This window comes from Nocardiopsis terrae (genome assembly GCF_014651695.1).
GTDB lineage: Bacteria > Actinomycetota > Actinomycetes > Streptosporangiales > Streptosporangiaceae > Nocardiopsis > Nocardiopsis terrae.
Genome location: NZ_BMXJ01000006.1, coordinates 440,425 through 456,854, shown reverse-complemented (window position 1 = coordinate 456,854; position 16,430 = coordinate 440,425). Strand labels below are relative to the sequence as shown.

At 70.7% G+C, this 16,430-nt stretch carries 14 protein-coding genes; 4 read left to right on the top strand and 10 right to left on the bottom strand.

What is annotated here, in order from left to right; all coding sequences use genetic code 11:
• Positions 1-343 precede the first annotated feature (343 nt).
• From IE195_RS19215 to IE195_RS19205, 3 genes are all read right to left on the bottom strand, one after another.
• The gene (locus IE195_RS19215) at positions 344-682 is read right to left on the bottom strand and encodes a hypothetical protein (protein WP_191273404.1); all 339 of its coding nucleotides are present in this window, start codon (positions 680-682) and stop codon (positions 344-346) included.
• An 84-nt stretch (positions 683-766) separates the two neighbouring features.
• The gene (locus IE195_RS19210; protein ID WP_191273402.1) at positions 767-1,489 is read right to left on the bottom strand and encodes a hypothetical protein; all 723 of its coding nucleotides are present in this window, start codon (positions 1,487-1,489) and stop codon (positions 767-769) included.
• 442 nt (positions 1,490-1,931) lie between these two features.
• Complete coding sequence (locus IE195_RS19205) at positions 1,932-2,510, bottom strand: TetR/AcrR family transcriptional regulator (protein WP_191273400.1); 579 nt, start codon at positions 2,508-2,510, stop codon at positions 1,932-1,934.
• Between the two features lie 117 nt (positions 2,511-2,627).
• On the opposite strand from IE195_RS19205, the gene IE195_RS19200 reads away from it, so the two are divergent.
• Positions 2,628-3,236: a dihydrofolate reductase family protein gene (locus tag IE195_RS19200; protein WP_191273398.1), complete on the top strand. Its 609-nt coding sequence runs from the start codon at positions 2,628-2,630 to the stop codon at positions 3,234-3,236.
• A gap of 81 nt (positions 3,237-3,317) precedes the next feature.
• Here the strand turns inward: IE195_RS19200 and IE195_RS19195 are convergent, their stop codons facing one another.
• Positions 3,318-5,093 carry an NAD+ synthase gene (locus IE195_RS19195; protein ID WP_191273396.1) on the bottom strand — a complete coding sequence of 592 codons (1,776 nt, stop codon included), beginning with the start codon at positions 5,091-5,093 and terminating at the stop codon, positions 3,318-3,320.
• Between the two features lie 274 nt (positions 5,094-5,367).
• Between IE195_RS19195 and glnA2 the strand changes: the two genes are divergently transcribed.
• Complete coding sequence (gene glnA2, locus IE195_RS19190) at positions 5,368-6,729, top strand: gamma-glutamylpolyamine synthetase GlnA2 (RefSeq protein WP_191273394.1); 1,362 nt, start codon at positions 5,368-5,370, stop codon at positions 6,727-6,729.
• A 107-nt stretch (positions 6,730-6,836) separates the two neighbouring features.
• On the opposite strand, the gene IE195_RS19185 is transcribed toward glnA2, so the two are convergent.
• The 3 genes from IE195_RS19185 to IE195_RS19175 all read right to left on the bottom strand — a co-directional run bounded on the left by IE195_RS19185 (position 6,837) and on the right by IE195_RS19175 (position 10,981).
• The gene (locus tag IE195_RS19185) at positions 6,837-9,722 is read right to left on the bottom strand and encodes an ATP-binding protein (RefSeq protein WP_191273392.1); all 2,886 of its coding nucleotides are present in this window, start codon (positions 9,720-9,722) and stop codon (positions 6,837-6,839) included.
• A 222-nt stretch (positions 9,723-9,944) separates the two neighbouring features.
• Complete coding sequence (locus tag IE195_RS19180; RefSeq protein WP_191273390.1) at positions 9,945-10,205, bottom strand: DUF397 domain-containing protein; 261 nt, start codon at positions 10,203-10,205, stop codon at positions 9,945-9,947.
• Positions 10,202-10,981: a Scr1 family TA system antitoxin-like transcriptional regulator gene (locus IE195_RS19175; protein ID WP_191273388.1), complete on the bottom strand. Its 780-nt coding sequence runs from the start codon at positions 10,979-10,981 to the stop codon at positions 10,202-10,204. Before IE195_RS19175 ends, IE195_RS19180 begins: the two co-directional genes overlap by 4 nt.
• A gap of 99 nt (positions 10,982-11,080) precedes the next feature.
• Between IE195_RS19175 and IE195_RS19170 the strand changes: the two genes are divergently transcribed.
• Together IE195_RS19170 and IE195_RS19165 are read left to right on the top strand one after the other, a co-directional pair.
• Positions 11,081-11,431: a hypothetical protein gene (locus tag IE195_RS19170; protein ID WP_191273386.1), complete on the top strand. Its 351-nt coding sequence runs from the start codon at positions 11,081-11,083 to the stop codon at positions 11,429-11,431.
• Between the two features lie 168 nt (positions 11,432-11,599).
• Entirely contained in the window at positions 11,600-12,124 is a 525-nt protein-coding gene (locus IE195_RS19165; protein ID WP_191273384.1) for a hypothetical protein, read from the top strand.
• Between the two features lie 248 nt (positions 12,125-12,372).
• Here the strand turns inward: IE195_RS19165 and IE195_RS19160 are convergent, their stop codons facing one another.
• The 3 genes from IE195_RS19160 to IE195_RS19150 all read right to left on the bottom strand — a co-directional run bounded on the left by IE195_RS19160 (position 12,373) and on the right by IE195_RS19150 (position 16,051).
• Positions 12,373-13,587, bottom strand: coding sequence for a globin domain-containing protein (locus IE195_RS19160; RefSeq protein WP_191273382.1), 1,215 nt, complete (start codon positions 13,585-13,587; stop codon positions 12,373-12,375).
• 218 nt (positions 13,588-13,805) lie between these two features.
• On the bottom strand, positions 13,806-14,252 hold the full coding sequence (locus IE195_RS19155; RefSeq protein ID WP_191273380.1) for an RrF2 family transcriptional regulator: 447 nt from the start codon (positions 14,250-14,252) through the stop codon (positions 13,806-13,808).
• A gap of 203 nt (positions 14,253-14,455) precedes the next feature.
• The gene (locus IE195_RS19150) at positions 14,456-16,051 is read right to left on the bottom strand and encodes an MFS transporter (protein ID WP_191273378.1); all 1,596 of its coding nucleotides are present in this window, start codon (positions 16,049-16,051) and stop codon (positions 14,456-14,458) included.
• Positions 16,052-16,430 lie beyond the last annotated feature (379 nt).

Below are 16,430 nucleotides of genomic sequence, written 5' to 3'. Positions count from 1 at the left end.
CGCTCCTTGGGGGAGGTCCTCGGCGGGGCCACGCTGCCCCGCCGACACTCTCTTGCAGTCTTTGCAAGAGTTTGCGCAAGCGTGACGAAGGTAACAGATGAACCTTCGCTTGTGAACAACGGATTTCCGGTGGCTTGCGGCCATTCGAACGCGCGAGCTCAGCGAATGCCGATGAAAGAAGCTGCAAAGATTTCAACGACGGGGGCACAGAGAACCCCTGGAGAGCTCCGAGAGGGCACGAAAAAGCCGGTGGCGGGCCAGACCTCTCGGCCTGGCCCGCCACCGGCTGACCCCGTGCGGGCGGGAGCGGGAGGCGCCCCGCGGCGGGCGCCTCCCGGGGGTGTCACCAGAAGACCGCGACACCGATGTTGACGATGGCGAGGACCCCGGCGACGATCGCGAGGTTCCTGGCGGGCTTGCGCAGGTTCAGCACACCCAGGACCACGACGGCCAGGGCGACGAGGAGCTTGACCGCGATCTTGACGTGGTCGGTCTCGGCCAGGTCCGCCATCTCGGCGACGCCGACCAGCAGCAGCCCCGTGACGAACTGGAGCAGGGCGCTGTGCAGCAGGACCTTGGTCGCCTTGACGTTGTCGGTCATCAGCTGCATCAGGAACCCGGCGATGATGCCGGCCAGGCCGATCATGTGCAGGAACACGAGCGCGGAGTAGAGAAAGTCCATGCCGACAGACTACTACGCACTGTAGTTGAAGAGCCCGTCTTACTGACGCCCTGACGTAACAAATCAGACAACCCGGCACCTTGATCACCTCCGTTTGGCCACTCCCCACTGCCGCCACAACAACCAGACCAGCACGACCAGCGCCCCCGCACCGGCCGCACGCACCAGGCTGTCGCGGTCCACCAGCTCACCCACCCGAGAGAGGACCGTCCGGTCGGCGACCAGGAGCGTGTCGCTCGCGCACGCCGAGGGTTCGGCGTCCCGGTCCAACAGCAGGCAGGCCGTGCTCACCACGCGGTCCCCCGCCTCCGCGTCCTCGGGCACCCGGACCCGGACCGCGTACACGGCCTCCCCGCCCTCCGGTACGTCGACCCGCCAGTTGGCGACGCCCTCCTCGACCACGCCGGACCGGTCGATGCCGACCACCTCCAGGGGTTCGGGGACGTGTTGGGCGAGCAGGCCCCCCTCGACAGCCGTCGCACCGCCGTTGGCCACGGTCGCCCGGTAGCGGACCTCCTCGCCCGGCACCGGGGACTGCTCCGCGCCCGTCAGGGTCAGACCCACCAGCTCGGAGTCGGCGAGGCCGTCACCGCCGTCGGCGAGCACGCCGGGCTGCGCCCGCTCTCCCCCCTGCCCGTCGGCGGCGGCGGGGGCCGCGCACAGCACGGCGGCGGCCAGCCCCGCGAGGACCCAGCCGGACCTTTGGCCGAGCCCGCTCCCGACTGCTCCTGCCCCGCCCGCCCCCTCTCGGCACGGCCCTGCACCGTCCGTGCCCCGCCGACCGGTTCCGCAAGCGACCCGAGTCATCCCACGCCTCCTTGAGGTTCACCCTGTGACACCTCAAGACAACTACGCGCGATCATCCCCGAACGCTCGGTGACACGCCTCCGACCAGCACAACCTCCAACGGAAACCGCTCCGGGCCGCCTCCGGGCGCGAGCGCTTGGGACGCGTATCACCCGCCTTAGGGCGCTTGGCCCACCGACCCACCGGTTGCTGCGGAGAACCGGTCATTCCTTCCGGTGCGCGAGGGCCCCCAGCCGGATCGTGGAGGGCACGGGGGCGGAACACGGGTTCCGCCGCACAACGGAAAGGACCACCGTGTTCCACCTCGAACCACCACGCGACAGCCGCGCCCCCTCCCGGACGGCCGCCCGCGGGAGCGAACACCTTCGGGCGGCGGCGAGGGCCCGGGCCGAGGCACGCGCCCGCCGGGTGCTCCGTCCCTGCCGGGTTACGGGGCGGGGGCTCAGCTCTCGGGGACGACGTGTTCCACCACCTTGGCGACCAGCTCGTCCAGGGACCCCTCCGCGGAGAGGACGCCGGGGAGGGTGAGGTAGTCGGCGACCAACCGGTTCAGGGCCAGGTAGAGCACGAGGACGGTGTCGCGGTCGCCGGGCATGGCCGCCTCCTCGTGGGAGGCGATGTTGGCGTCCAGGTCGGCACGGACGCGTTCGGTGATGTTCCGGCGCAGTTCGGGGCGGCGGGTGGCCTCCAGCTGGAGTTCCAGGGTGGCCAGGTAGACGTTCGGGTCGGCTGCCAGGCGGGTGACCGTGGCGCGCATGAGCTCCACGAGCTTGGCGCGGTCGCGGGGGCCGGTGAACACGTTGTCCCACTCGGCCTGGTCGGGCGTGAAGCGTTCGTAGGTGCGCACGCTCGCCTGGGCGAGCAGTTCCTCGCGGTTGGCGAAGTAGTTGGAGGCGGTGCCGGCGGGCACCCCCGCCCGGGTGTCGACCGCGCGGAAGGTGAGCCCGCGGGCGCCCTCCTCGGCGAGCACGCCGATGGCGGCGTCCAGCAGCGCGGCGCGGCGCTCCGGGTTCCTGACCATGGTCCTCTCCTGTTCTCCGAAAAACCCTTGGCAAACCACTACGCTTGAAGTACTTTGTTCGTAGTACTTCAACCATAGTGGTCAACAGGCCGCGGGAGTACCCCGGCAAGGAGACACATGCGAAACCTCACCTACTTCGTCGCCGTCTCGCTCGACGGCTACGTCTGCGCGCCCGACGGCTCCTTCGACTTCTTCCCCCTGGGTGAGGACGGCGAGGAGCTCGGGGAGACCGGCGAGTTCCACGCGGACGAGTACCCGGAACTGCTGCCCAGCCACGTCCGCGCCCACCTGGGCCTGGACGCGCCCAACAGGCACTACGACACCATGCTCCAGGGCCGGGGCTCCTACCAGGTCGCCCTGGACGTGGGCGTCACGAGCCCCTACGCGCACATGCGCGAGTACGTGTTCTCCCGCACCCTGCCCGCCGACACCGACCCGAACGTGACGGTCGTGGCCGCCGACCCCCTGGAGACCGTCCGCGAACTCAAGGGGGAGGACGGACCCCTGGGCGTCTGCATGGTCGGCGGACCGGCCATCGCCGGGTACCTGCTGCCGGAGATCGACGAACTCATGATCAAGCGCTACCCGGTGGTGGCCGGGTCCGGAAAGACGCTCTTCGAGGGAGCGGCGTTCGACCCGGCCGCCTTCGAGCGGGTGGAGGGCACCGTCTTCAGGGGCGGAGCGGACTACACGCTGTTCCGCCGCAGCACGACCGGTGCGACCTGAGCGGGGCCCGCAGCCGCGCCCCGGACCGCCCTGCGGCTGATCGGCCCGCCCAACGGCTGGTCGGACTCTCCAGCCGGTTGGTCAGACCGTCCAACGATTGGTGATGGGCACCCGGCGGTCCCGGCTGAGGTTGCGGGAGCTGATCTTGGTACCGGGCGCGGACTGGCGGCGCTTGAACTCGGCCCGGTCCACCAGGCGGATCACCCGGCGCACGAGGTCGGGGTCGTAACCGGCGAACACGAGTTCCGCCTCGCCTCGGTCGGTACCCACGTAGGCGGCCAGAACCGAGTCCAGGAGCGCGTAGTCGGGCAGGGAGTCCGCGTCGGTCTGGTCGGGGCTCAGTTCCGCGCTCGGCGGTTTGCTGATCGAGTTCTCCGGGATCGGCGGGGTCTGGCCCAGTCGCTCCGCCTCGGCGTTGCGCCACAGCGACAGTTCCCACACCAGGGTCTTCCAGCAGTCCTTGATCGGGGCGAAGCCGCCCACGGAGTCGCCGTAGAGGGTGGAGTAGCCGGTGGCCGCCTCGCTCTTGTTCCCGGTGGCCAGCACCAGGTGCCCCTCCTGGTTGGACAGCGCCATGAGCAGCGTGCCGCGCACCCGGGCCTGCAGGTTCTCCGCCGCCAGCCCGGTCAGGGCGGCCTCCGCGGAGGCGGCGGCCTGCCCGAAGGCCTCGACCGCGGAGGTGATCGGGACCGTGCGGGCGGCGAACCCCTGGCGTTCGGCGAGGTCCTCGGCGTCGGCCACCGAGTGCGCACTGGAGTGCTCGCCGGGCAGCAGGACACCGTGTACCCGGTCGGAGCCCAGCGCGTCCACCGCGATGGTCGCGACCAGCGCCGAGTCGATACCCCCGGAGATCCCCAGGACCACCGAGGCGAAACCGTTCTTGGCCGCGTAGTCGCGCAGCCCCACGACCAGGGCCCGGTAGACCTCCCCGGTGTCGGACAGCGGGTCCGGGCGCGGTGTGACGGTGTTGGACCGGGGCTCGTAGGCGGGCACCGGGTCGGCGGACAGCGTGCGCCGGACGATCCGTATCCCGTCGATCACGTCCCCGTCCCGGGCGCCCCGCTCCCCGTCCGCCGCGGCCGGGTCCAGGTCGACGAGGAGCAGGTCCTCCTCGAACTGCGGCGCGCGGGCCACCAGTTCGCCTTCGGAGTCCACCACCAGGGAGTCGCCCTCGAAGACCAGTTCGTCCTGCCCGCCGACCATGTTCACGTACGCCAGGGCGGCGCCGATCTCGCGGGCGCGGCGCGAACACAGTTCGAGGCGCACGTCGTCCTTGTGCCGCTCGTACGGCGACCCGTTCAGGGTGACGAGCAGGCCGACCCGGGCGGCGCGGGCCGCGGTGACCGGACCGCCGTCCTGCCACAGGTCCTCGCAGACGGCCAGGGCCACGTCGACGCCGCGCACCCGGATCACCGGCAGGGTGTCGCCGGGCACGAAGTTGCGGTACTCGTCGAAGACACCGTAGTTGGGCAGGTGGTGTTTGGCGGAGGTGAGCTCGACCCCGCCCCGGAGCAGGACGGCGACCGCGTTCTGCGGCGCCCCGGAGGGCTGGCCGTACCGCTCCCCCGGCCCCTCCCTGCGGGAGAGGAATCCCACCACGACGGGCAGGTCGCCCAACCCCTCGGCGTCGAGGTCGGCGGCCAGGGCGCGGGTGGCCCGGACCGACGCCGACACGAAGGAGTCCCGCAGGGCCAGGTCCTCGACCGGGTACCCGGTGACGATCATCTCCGGGAGCACCACCAGGTGCGCGCCCTTCTCCGCGGCCCGGCGGGCCGCGCCGACCACGGTTCGCCGGTTTCCCTCCAGGTCTCCCACAGTGGGGTTGACCTGGGCCAGTGCGATTCTCAGCTGTGCCACGGAACCGAGCCTAACGGCCGGATGTTTCCGCCCCGGGTCGCGCCCGGCCGTGCTCGGTGAATCCGGACCGTCCCTTCCGGCCGGGGAGGGCCCGAAACCCCCGGGCTGAGGCCATAATGCGTGTAGGGGGAACGGACCGGGCAGGCCGGCTGGCGTGTGCGGAAATACCCTGGAAATATCCGCACGGCAGACTGGTCCCGGGACAACGTGTCCGGCTCGGCCCCGCAGAGTGTGGACCGGGACCGGGACCGACCGGCATCGAGGAAGGTTGATCGTGAATCGACAGCAGGAATTCGTGCTCCGCACGTTGGAGGAGCGCGACATCCGGTTCGTGCGGCTGTGGTTCACCGACGTGCTCGGGTACCTCAAGTCCGTGGCGGTGGCGCCCGCCGAACTGGAGGCGGCCTTCTCCGAGGGCATCGGGTTCGACGGTTCGGCCATCGAGGGCTTCGCCAGGGTCTACGAGGCCGACATGCTCGCCCAGCCCGACCCCTCCACCTTCCAGGTGCTGCCCTGGCGCAACGAGCCGCACGGCACCGCGCGGATGTACTGCGACATCCTGATGCCCGACGGCTCCCCCTCCCCCGCGGACCCCCGGCACGTGCTCAAGCGGCAGCTCAGCCGGGCCTCCGACCTCGGGTTCACGTTCTACACGCACCCCGAGATCGAGTTCTACCTGCTGAAGAAGTTCCCCGAACACGGCGAGTTCCCCGAGCCGAACGACTCGGGCGGCTACTTCGACCACACCCCGCACAACAGTGCGCACGACTTCCGGCGCAACGCGATCAACATGCTCGAGGCCATGGGCATCTCGGTGGAGTTCAGCCACCACGAGGGCGGCCCCGGCCAGCAGGAGATCGACCTGCGCTACGCGGACGCGCTCACCACCGCCGACAACATCATGACCTTCCGGCTCGTGATGAAGGAGGTGGCGATGGAGCAGGGCGTGTACGCGACGTTCATGCCCAAGCCCTTCACCCAGTACCCCGGGTCGGGCATGCACACCCACCTGTCGCTGTTCGAGGGCGACCGCAACGCCTTCTACGAGCCCGGTGCCGAGTACCAGCTGTCCAAGGTGGGGCGCGGGTTCATCGCGGGCCTGCTGCGGCACGCCGACGAGATCGCCGCCGTCACCAACCAGTGGGTGAACTCCTACAAGCGCATCTGGGACGACCCGGCCGCCTCGGCGGGCATGGGCGGTGAGGCCCCCGCCTACATCTGCTGGGGCCACAACAACCGGTCCGCGCTGGTCCGGGTCCCGATGTACAAGCCCGGCAAGTCGAACTCCAGCCGGATCGAGATCCGTTCGCTGGACAGCGCCGCCAACCCGTACCTGGCCTACGCGGTGATCCTGGCCGCCGGTCTCAAGGGCATCGAGGAGGGCTACGAACTGCCCCCGGGCGCCGAGGACGACGTGTGGGCGCTGACCGACGCCGAGCGGCGCGCGCTGGGCATCAAGCCGCTGCCGCAGAGCCTGGACGAGGCCCTGCGCCTGATGGAGAACAGCGAACTGGTCGCCGAGACCCTGGGCGAGCACGTGTTCGACTTCTTCCTGCGCAACAAGAAGGCGGAGTGGAACTCCTACCGCCGCCAGGTCACCCCCTACGAGCTGCAGCGGTACCTGCCCACGCTCTAGCCCCGGGGAGCGGGCCGGGTCCCTTTTCCGCGGTGATCTTGCTACCAGGGGCAACTTCGGCGCCGAAGTTGCCCCTGGTAGCAAGATCACCGCGGTCGGTCCGGGGACTACACCAGCCCGAGTTCGCGGGCCCTGGCCACGGCGGCGGTGCGGTTGCCGACCCCGAGCTTGCCCATCAGGTTGCTCAGGTGCACGCTCACCGTCTTCGCCGAGATGAACAGCGACTCCCCCACCTCCCGGTTGGACAGGCCCTCGGCCACCTGCACCAGCACCTCCAGTTCGCGCCGGGTCAGTCCGGCGGGCAGTGCGGCGGCGGCCTTCGGCACCGGATCGGCGGGGAGCACCTCACGCATCTGTGCCACCTCCTGGCGGACGACGTGGACGTCGAGCTCGGCGAGCAGCGCCTCGGTCTGCTCCAGCAGCTCGCGGGCGCGCTCAGCCTCGCCCGCCCCGTGAGCGGCCCAGAAGGCCCCGTACAGGCATTCACTCCGAGCGGCGCCCTTGGTCCGGGCCGCCAGCGGCAGTGCCCGGCCCCAGTGGGCCAGGGCCCGTTCGGGGTCCTCCTCCAGGAACCCCCTGCTGGCGTGGCGTGCCAGCTCCCCCATCGGGGAGGCCGGCCAGTCCTCGCGCGCCAGCAGCCCCAGCAGGACCTCGGCCAGCTCCTCGGCGAGCTCGCGGTCCCCGGGTTCGGCCCGGCGCCGCAGCCGCCAGGCCACCCTCGCCGTGGCGGTCAGTCCGCTGGCGCTGAACCGGATCTGGGAGAGCAGGCCGATGTCGGCCTCCCCCGCGAGCACCAGCCGGGCCGCCTCGGCCAGCCGGTCACCCGGCCCGTGCAGCAGCAGGAGGAGGCGCGTGTGGTACTCCGGCATGTACTCAACGACCGTGGAGGTGTCCCGGGGCAACAGCCGGGCGAACTCCGCCAGGGCGCGCTGGCTGGCCTCCCACTCGCCCTCCATCGCGGCCATCTGGGCGAGCAGGACCTGACGACGGCCTCCGGCGAGGTCCTCCGAGGAGGGTGCCGCGCGCAGTTTCGCCCGGGCCTGGTCGAATCTGCCCAGAGCGACGAGGGCGCTGGCCACCCCGTTGACGTACCCGACACCCTGGGTGCGCAGTACCCCCAACTCAGCGCAGCGGCCCAGAGCCTCCTCCGCGCAGGCCAGCCACTCCTCGAACTCGAACCGGTTGTTGTGGTTGCTGCCGATGTTGTTGAGGCCCCGCATCTCCACCTGGGCGTCCCCCAGCTCCCGGGCGATCCGGATGCCCTCGCGCAGCATGCCCAGGGCCTCCTCGGAACCGTTGACGTCCAGCAGGTTGCCCAGGGTGATGAGCGCGTCGGCCTCGCTGGCCCGGTCGCCGCAGGCCCGGGCCTCCTCGACCGCGGCGCGGGAGACCCGCTCCGCCTCGGCACCGCGGCCCCTCATCATGAGCACGGTCCCGGTGGCGGCGCTCACCGCGGCCCGTTCGGGGTGGCCCTCGGGCAGGAGTCCGGCGGCGGCGCGCAGATCGTCCAGCGCGGAGAGGCGGCCCAGGTCCTTGTAGGCCACGGCACGGGCCACCAGCAGCCGGGCGGTCAGCTCGGGTTCGGCCTCCGGATCGAGGCCGGCCAGGGCCTCGGTGGCGTGCTCGACCGACCGGCGCAGACCGCCCGCGATCTGCGCGGCCAGACAGACCCGCAGCAGGAGTTCACCGTGGGAGAGCCCCAGCCGGTCGGAGGCGTCGGGCACCAGTTCCCACAGCTCCAGTACCCGTTCGAGCAGCTCCAGGTGTTCGGGGTGGGCCGCGGTGGCGGCGGCGTGCCCGGCGGCCTCCCAGGCGGCGGTGAGCGCGCGCGGATGGTCGTGCGCGGCGTAGGCGTGGTGGGCGAGCCGGGCGACGGCCCCGGCACGGGGCAGGCCCGGGACCCCGGCGTCCAGGGCCTCGGCGTAGCGGCGGTGTGCGCGCACCCGCTGTCCGGGTAGCAGGTCGCCCTTGACGGCCTCGGCGAGCAGGGCGTGCCGGAACACGTATCCGGTGTCGGTGGCGCGTAGGACCTGGGCGTCGACGGATTCGCGGAGTGCCTCGTCCAGGTCGTCCTCGGAGATCCCCGAGGCCTCGGCCACCTCGGCGAGCAGACCGTGGTCGACGCGGTCCCCGGCCACCGCGGCCAGGCCCAGGACCTTGCGGGCGGTGGCGGTGAGGGGGTCGACGCGGCGCATGAGGAGTTCGCGCGGGCCGTCGGGCACCGTACCGCCGTCCGGCACGGTGAGGAAGGATTCGACGAACAGCGGGTTGCCGCCGCTGCGTTCGACGAGCAGGTCCAGGGCGGCCGGGTCCAGGGCGGTGCCGCGCAGGGCGGCGGCCTGTTCGGCGACGGCCTCCCTGGAGAGCGGTTCGAGGTCGAGGCGCGTCACCCGGGACAGCCGTTCCAGTTCCGGAAGCAGGGGCCGCAGCGGGTGGGTGCGGTGCAGGTCGTCGGTGCGCACCGAGAGCACCAGGTGGACCGGGGCTGCGCCGAGGTTGCGCAGCAGGAAGACCAGGAGGTCGCGGGTGGAGGCGTCCGACCAGTGCAGGTCCTCGACGACCAGGCTGAGCCCGCCGGGGGCGGCCCGTTCCTCCAGGAAGGTCAGGACCGCCTCGAACAGGCGGGCCCGGCCGTTGTCGTCGGTTCCCGGGGCCGGAGCGGATTCCCGTCCGGGGCCGGGGAGGAGGCGGACGAGTTCACCGCCGATCTCCGCGGCGTCGCCGTCCGCGCGGACGAGCTGGCGCAGGAGCGCGGTGAAGGGGGCGAAGGCGATGCCCTCGGTGCCCAGTTCCAGGCAGCCGCCCAGGGCTGCCTGCCGCAGCGGCGTGCGGTCCAGGTACTCCTCCAGGAGCCGGGACTTGCCGATCCCGGCGTCGCCGCAGAGCAGGACCGCCCTGGATTCTCCCGTGCGCGCCCGGGCGGCGTCGGTGAGGAGGCGGTCGAGGTGCTGCTGGCGACCGACGAGGACGGAGGAGGGTTCGTGGACCTGCATGCTGTCCAGTATGTCCGGCTGACCCCGGTCCGGCAGCCGGATTCCGGGCCGGAACCGGCCGGTGCTCCGGATCTCCGACAGACCTCGCCGCCCTGGGGCGGGTGGTCAGTGGCCCCCGTGCTCGCCTGTCCTCAGATCACCGGGGCCGGGACACCGGGACAGCAGCCGGGACATGAGAAAGGGCCCACCTGGCAGAGGTGGACCCTTGAAGGGGAGCCGAGGTCAGCCGACCAGGGCGGCGAGCAGGCGCTCGGCGTCGAACTCGCCGTCCTTGACACCCTCAACGAAGGCATCCCACTCAGCACGGGTGAAGACCAACGGGGCGGCCTCAGGGTTCTTCGAGTCACGAACCACGAAGACCACGTCCCCTGCCTCCTTGTTCTCCACAACCACCTCGTGACCAGAGGCGGCCGCCACCTCAACGCAGTTCGCGCCGTTGGCGCTGTAGCTTGATTTGTGCCATCCGGAGGGGTTGGTGCTCATGCCAGCTTCCTAAGTGTGTCCAGCGAAAGGGCCTCCGGGAGCGATGCCGCCAGGGCTGCGGTGGCCTCACCGGTGAGCCGATCGTAGTGGGGCTCTTCGTGTATCACGTTACCGTCCGCGTGGTCGCTGACCACTGCGATGTCTCCAGTGCGCAGCCTGAAGATCATCAGTGGTGCGGCAGGTACGAGCAACCCGCTACCTTCCGGAACCAGGTGCAGGACCACACGTCCCGCATCGGCCCATTTCAGGAGATAGGAAACCTGCGCGCGGCGGAGGGCTTCGGGAAGGCATGACAGGGCCGAGGCGGGGAAGACAGCCGTGACATTCAGGTCCGGAAGCGCTTCCAAACGCCCCGTGCGTAGAGCGACAAGGTGCGCCACATCATCCGCGGAGGCTCCGAGCATCCCCGCCTGAAAGATCGCCCGCGCCAACTCCGGACACTGAAGATAGCCAGGAACCATCGCTGGCGTGACAGTGGTTACGTGCCGCGCGCTGTTCTCTATGGACTCCAGGTCACGGGCCCATTCAGGAAGGCCCGTGCCTTCCACTGTCCTCCGGAGCGCAGCGGCAAGCGTCGTGCGTGCGTCCTGAACCCCGGCATCTTCTAACGCTTTTCCCAAAAGTTCCACATTGTCCCGTTTTGGCACCCCCTTGCCAAGCTCCCAACGGTTCACACTGGAATGGGACGCACCGCTTCGATTCGCCAGCTGACGTTGAGTGAGGCCAGAAAGATCCCGGAGCTTGATGAGGCAATCCTGAAAAATACTGGAGACCATATGGCGAACTGTATCAACAGAGTAGGAAAAAGGATCAGGTAATCCCAAGATCGAACAACTTGCTTTGAGACAGGGCTGACCTCGGCTCAGCATGTGGTCATGGACGTTTTCGGACAGCGGCAGACGCAGACCACCCGGACCACTCAGAGCCAGGACACCGACCCTCGGGCTGAGGCCCTGCAGGCCTTCCGTGAGATGCGGGGGCTGACCTTCACCGTGGAATGGCGGCGCTTCCCCTGGACCCGGGGCGCTGACCTCGAACGCGCCCTGGTCGGCCCCGCCTATCTGGGCAATGTCGCCCTGGGGCTGAAGGACCGCAGCCACTGGGCCTACCAGTCCCGGGACGGCCGTACCTGGCGCTACATCCCTCGGGCCCAGGTCCGCCGCCTGGTGCACGAGGTGGTCGAGGAGTTCGCCGGGTTCGTCCCGCCCCTGCCCCGCAGGCCCTGACCTCCGGCTGGAACACCCCGCTGGTCCAGGAACACCCATCCCGGACAGCCCCCGCCCCCGCCAACGGGAGGCCCGCCCCGCACAGACATGCAGGGGCCTGACAACCGAAGCGGCCCGGCGGTGCTACCCACACCCCGGGCCCGGACAACGCCACTAAGGAGCGCTGTCATGCCTTACGTTACCGCCGCCCTGTGCACCCTGGTGCGCCTGCTCCGCCCCTGCGGCGGGCTGCACGCCGACCCCTCCGGCTACCTGCGCACCCTGGCCGCCGAATACCGGCGCCGCTCCCGCCGGGTCCGCCGCTACACCCTGCCCGAACACACCCCCAGCCGCCCGGACAGCACCGTGCCACGTACCAACCGCACCCAGGGCGCGAGCAACACCGGACCCAAGCCGACCACCGTACGACCCTCGGACCAGGTCGGCCCGTTCATTCCCCGCCCCCGCCGTCCCGTCGACGTCCAGCACCCAAGCCCGCTCCCGGCCGATTCCCGGACCATGAACCCGATCCCGGACACGCCCCGGGCGCTGTTGCCGACCTTCCGCGTCTCCCAGGGCCACACGCCCGCACCGGAACCCTCCGCCGCCGCTGGCCGAGTCGACCTCGTGCGCACCTACTACCGCGCCTACGAACAGCACACCCGCGCCACCCGAACCCGCGCCACCCGAACCCGTACCGGCCACCCCGGCTGACCTCTCCCGCCAGACCCCGGGCCTCCCCCGGTCCCTCCGCCAGCCGGTCGGCGTTGGGTGTGGCGACCGACGAGGACGGAGGAGGGTTCGTGGACCTGCATGCTGTCCAGTATGTCCGGCTGACCCCGGTCCGACAGCCGGACTCCGGGCCGGAACCGGCCGGTGCTCCGAGCGGCGGACAGCCCCCGTGAGGGCGGCCGGCCCCGGAGAGCGACCGGTTCCCGCCGAACCCTCCCCCGTGAACACGGTCAGTCGTCGGCGCCCAGCCACAGGTCGGGGCCGAAGACCTCGTAGCGGACCGAGCGGGCGGGCACGCCCGCGCGCAGGAACTGGGCCCGGACGTCGCGCATGAACGGCAGCGGGCCGCACAGGTACACCTCGGCGCCCTCGGGCACCTCGACCCGGGCCAGATCCATCGTCCCGGGGTGGTGGTCGCCGCCGGTGCCGTCCCCGGGGCACCCCTGCTGGCAGTTCTCGTACCAGGTGTGGGCGGTGGCGCCGGGGAGCCGGTCGACCAGGGCGGCGATCTCCTCGCGGTGGGCGTGGTCCTCGGGGCCGCGGTCGGCGTGCAGGACCAGGACCGGTCGGGTACTGCCCTGTTCGGCCAGGTGCTGGAGCATGGCGACCATCGGGGTGCAGCCGATCCCGGCCGAGGCCAGGACGAGCGGGTGGTCGCCGTCGGCCAGGGTGACGTCGCCCGCGGGGGTGGACACCATGAGGGTGTCGCCGGGGGCGGCGGAGTCGTGCAGGAGGGTGGAGACCTCACCGGCCGGGTGTTCGCCCGCGCGCAGCCGCTTGACGGTGATCCGGCGGCGGCTGCCGTCCCAGCCGGAGAGCGAGTACTGGCGGGCCTGGTGGAGGCCGTCGGGCAGTTGGACGCGCACGCTGACGTACTGGCCGGGCCGGAAGCCGGGCGCCGGTTCGTCGCCCTGGGGCTCCAGGGTGAGGGAGACGGTGTCGGGGGTCTGCGCGGAGCGGTCGGCCACCCGCCAGGGGCGCCACACGTCGCGGCCGGTGGCCCCGGACCCCTGGTAGAGGCGGGCCTCCATGGCGATGAGGCTTCCGGCCATCAGCCAGTAGACCTCGTCCCAGGCCGCGACGACGTCGGGGGTGGCGGCCTCGCCCAGGGTGTCGGCGATCGCGGCGAACAGGTACTTGTGCACGATCACGTACTGGTCCTCGGTGATGCCGAGGGAGACGTGCTTGTGCGCGATGCGCGACAGCAGGGCGTCGGGGCGCTCGTCCGGGTGTTCCAGGAGGGCGGTGGCGAAGCCCGCGATGGATCCGGCCAGGGCTCTGCGCTGTTCGCCGCTGGCCTGGTTGCCCCGGTTGAACAGGCCGTCGAGGAGCTCGGGGTGCTCGCCGAGCATCGTGTCGTAGAACCGGGCGGTGATGGTGTCCAGCGCACCCGCGACGGCCGGGATGGTGGCGCGGATCGTGGCTGCGGACTCGGTGGAGAGCACACGTCCTCCTTCGTCGGGGCGGGGCCCCGCGTCAGATAATTGGTATCTGAGATGCATATTAAAACCGACGCTCGAGACCGCTGCACCGGGGTGGGTCCAAACACGAAAGGGCAGTTCAGAGGGGCATTCGGGGCTCCCGGGGGGGAGGCCCCTCCCCTGCCAGGGAGAGCCCCCTGCCCGGGAAAGCCCTCCGGCAGTCAGGACGCGTCAGGCCACGATCAGGCCGGAGGGGCGTCCTCACCGAGCACGATGAGGGTCTGCCGGGCGGGCGGGGACACCAGGGACTCCACGGTCACCCCGTCCAGGGACACGTAGAAGGCCTCCCGGGCCTGGGCCAGCGCACCGCGCAGCCGACAGGCCGCGCGCAGCGGGCAGGGCGGGTCGTCCTCGCACCCGGCAAGGTCCCCGGCCCCCTCCAGTTCACGGACGATCGCCCCCACCGAGGAGCGCCGTCCCGCCTCGGTCAGCAGCAGCCCGCCGCCGCGGCCCCGCCGCGCCTCCACCAGACCCATATCCGCCAGCCGCGCCACTGCCTTGGCCATGTGGGTGTAGGGCACGGCGAGCATCCCTGCGGCGGTGCGGGTGGTGAGGAGTTCGCCCTCCCCCGCCACCGCGAGCCGCATGACCAGGCGCAGGGAGACGTCGGTGAAGGCGGTCAGACGCATGGACCCATGGTAGGTCCTGCGCCCGACCCCGGCCCTGGTCCCGGTCCTGGTCCTGGTCCTGGCTCCGGATGTTCCCAGCCCGGCGGTCGGCACCTGGACCTGTCACGGCCCCCCTTTCCGCGGTGATCTTGCTACCAGGGGCAACTTCGGCGCCGAAGTTGCCCCTGGTAGCAAGATCACGGGGGGACAAGGGCAGAGGGCGCCTAGCTCGCGGGGCGCTCCGACCCGCTCCCCTCGGCCTCGCGGGCCCCCCGGTCCGGCCGGTGGACGGCGGCGTCCCGGGGCATCCACACCAGCACCACGACCAGCCCGACCACGCCGAAGCACAGCGAGACCAGCGCCGCCAGGTGCAGCCCCGCCAGGAACGCCTCCTTGGCCGGGGCGACCAGGGCCTCTCCTTCAGCACCCAGCCTCCGGGCCAGCGCCATGGTGCCCTCGATCGACTCACCGGCCGAGCGCAGCTCCCCCGGACCCACGTCCTCGGACTCCTCCGCCACGGTGCGCAGGGTGGGTGCGATCCCCGCCCGGTAGTGGAAGGAGATCACCGCCCCCAGGACCGCCACGCCCATGGCGGTGGCGATCTGGCGGACCGTGTTCTGGACCGCCGAGGCGGCTCCGGCCTTGCCCGACGGGACCGACGACATGATCGCGTCGGTGGCCGGGGTGAGCACCACCGCCATCGCCGAGGCCTGGAGGAAGAAGAATCCGATGATGAGCGGCAGCGGGGTGTCCACCGCGATCTGCGTGTAGAAGACGAAACTGCAGCAGACGGCGACGACACCCGCCGCAGCGAGCGTGCGCGGGCCGAGCAGGCGCACCAGGGTGGGGCTGAGCGGGGCGAAGATCATCTGCCCCAGCGCGGCGGGCAGGACCAGCAGGCCCGCGAAGAACGGGGAGAACTCGCGGACGCTCTGCCAGTAGAAGCTGAGGAAGAAGATGATCCCGGCCATGCTGAAGAACAGCACCATGATCGTGGCGATGGAGACGCTGAACCGGGGGTCGCGGAAGAAACGCACGTCCAGCGAGGGGTTCGGGGTACGCGCCTCGTGGACCAGGAACAGCACGATTACCGCCACCCCCAGCAGCAGCGAGCCGAACACGTCCCAGTCGGACAGTGAGGCCCGCTCCCCCGCCGTGATGATCCCGTAGATGATCAGGACCAGCCCCGGGATGGACAGCAGGACGCCGACCACGTCGGGACGCCCGGCGTCCTCGTCCCTGGACTCGGGGATGAGGACGTACATCAGCGCCAGGCCGACGGCCACGAAGGGCACGTTGACCAGGAAGATCGAACCCCACCAGAAGTTCTCCAGGAGCAGCCCGCCCGCTGACGGGCCGATCGCCATCGCCAGGCCGACCGCGCCGGCCCACAGCCCGATCGCCCGCCCGCGTTCCTCCGGCGGGAACACGTCGGTGATCACCGACAGGGTCTGCGGCATCACCATGGAGGCGCCGAAACCCATCACGGCACGCGCCCAGACGAGCTGTTCGGGGCTCTGCGAGTAGGCCGACAGCGCCGAGGCCGCGCCGAACACCACCAGTCCGGCCGCGAGCAGCCGACGCCTGCCCCACCGGTCGCCGAGCACACCGAAGGTGAACAGCAGCCCCGCGAAGACCAGCGTGTAGGAGTTGATCGCCCAGGCCAGCTGCGACTGGCTGGCGCCCAGGCCGAGGACCGGATCGGAGAGGGTGCGCAGCGCGACGTTGAGGATGGTGTTGTCGGCCACGATCACCAACAGGCAGATGACGAGCACCGCCAAACCGCCCCACCTGCGCCGATACGCCGTCTGCTCGTCCATCAACCACCACCTGTAGCCAGGGACGTCCCCGGCCGGGGGCTGGGCACCCGAACAGGTCCGACCATCTGATGAGGGGCCTTCTTACCGAAAACGCAACTCTACCGGTACGCGGACTATACCCGCGAAGGAACCCCACAGGTCACCTCGCATGAATCCTGGCAAACATGGCCTTAAGTCCTTTTCTTGGACTCCGGGGCTTCCCGGTTTTTTGAACCGGGAACCAGAAACCCACCACCTGGGAACATCACGGAGAAGAGTTGCAAACGGAGGCCCCAGCGTCCGGATGTGGCCAACTCACTTTTACTCCGCATCCGCCTTCGCTAATCTGTCGCCCACCAGAAAGAGCACAAATTAAAAACGGAGATCCACAAGATGTCCG

What these genes read in the sequence shown, in the direction of transcription:
- IE195_RS19175 (WP_191273388.1), bottom strand. Translation starts at nt 10,981, where the DNA reads ATGGTCTCCAGTATTTTTCAGGATTGCCTCATCAAGCTCCGGGATCTT.
- IE195_RS19210 (WP_191273402.1), bottom strand. Translation starts at nt 1,489, where the DNA reads ATGACTCGGGTCGCTTGCGGAACCGGTCGGCGGGGCACGGACGGTGCA.
- IE195_RS19155 (WP_191273380.1), bottom strand. Translation starts at nt 14,252, where the DNA reads ATGCGTCTGACCGCCTTCACCGACGTCTCCCTGCGCCTGGTCATGCGG.
- IE195_RS19200 (WP_191273398.1), top strand. Translation starts at nt 2,628, where the DNA reads ATGCGAAACCTCACCTACTTCGTCGCCGTCTCGCTCGACGGCTACGTC.
- IE195_RS19170 (WP_191273386.1), top strand. Translation starts at nt 11,081, where the DNA reads ATGGACGTTTTCGGACAGCGGCAGACGCAGACCACCCGGACCACTCAG.
- IE195_RS19150 (WP_191273378.1), bottom strand. Translation starts at nt 16,051, where the DNA reads ATGGACGAGCAGACGGCGTATCGGCGCAGGTGGGGCGGTTTGGCGGTG.
- IE195_RS19205 (WP_191273400.1), bottom strand. Translation starts at nt 2,510, where the DNA reads ATGGTCAGGAACCCGGAGCGCCGCGCCGCGCTGCTGGACGCCGCCATC.
- IE195_RS19185 (WP_191273392.1), bottom strand. Translation starts at nt 9,722, where the DNA reads ATGCAGGTCCACGAACCCTCCTCCGTCCTCGTCGGTCGCCAGCAGCAC.
- IE195_RS19180 (WP_191273390.1), bottom strand. Translation starts at nt 10,205, where the DNA reads ATGAGCACCAACCCCTCCGGATGGCACAAATCAAGCTACAGCGCCAAC.
- IE195_RS19165 (WP_191273384.1), top strand. Translation starts at nt 11,600, where the DNA reads ATGCCTTACGTTACCGCCGCCCTGTGCACCCTGGTGCGCCTGCTCCGC.
- IE195_RS19215 (WP_191273404.1), bottom strand. Translation starts at nt 682, where the DNA reads ATGGACTTTCTCTACTCCGCGCTCGTGTTCCTGCACATGATCGGCCTG.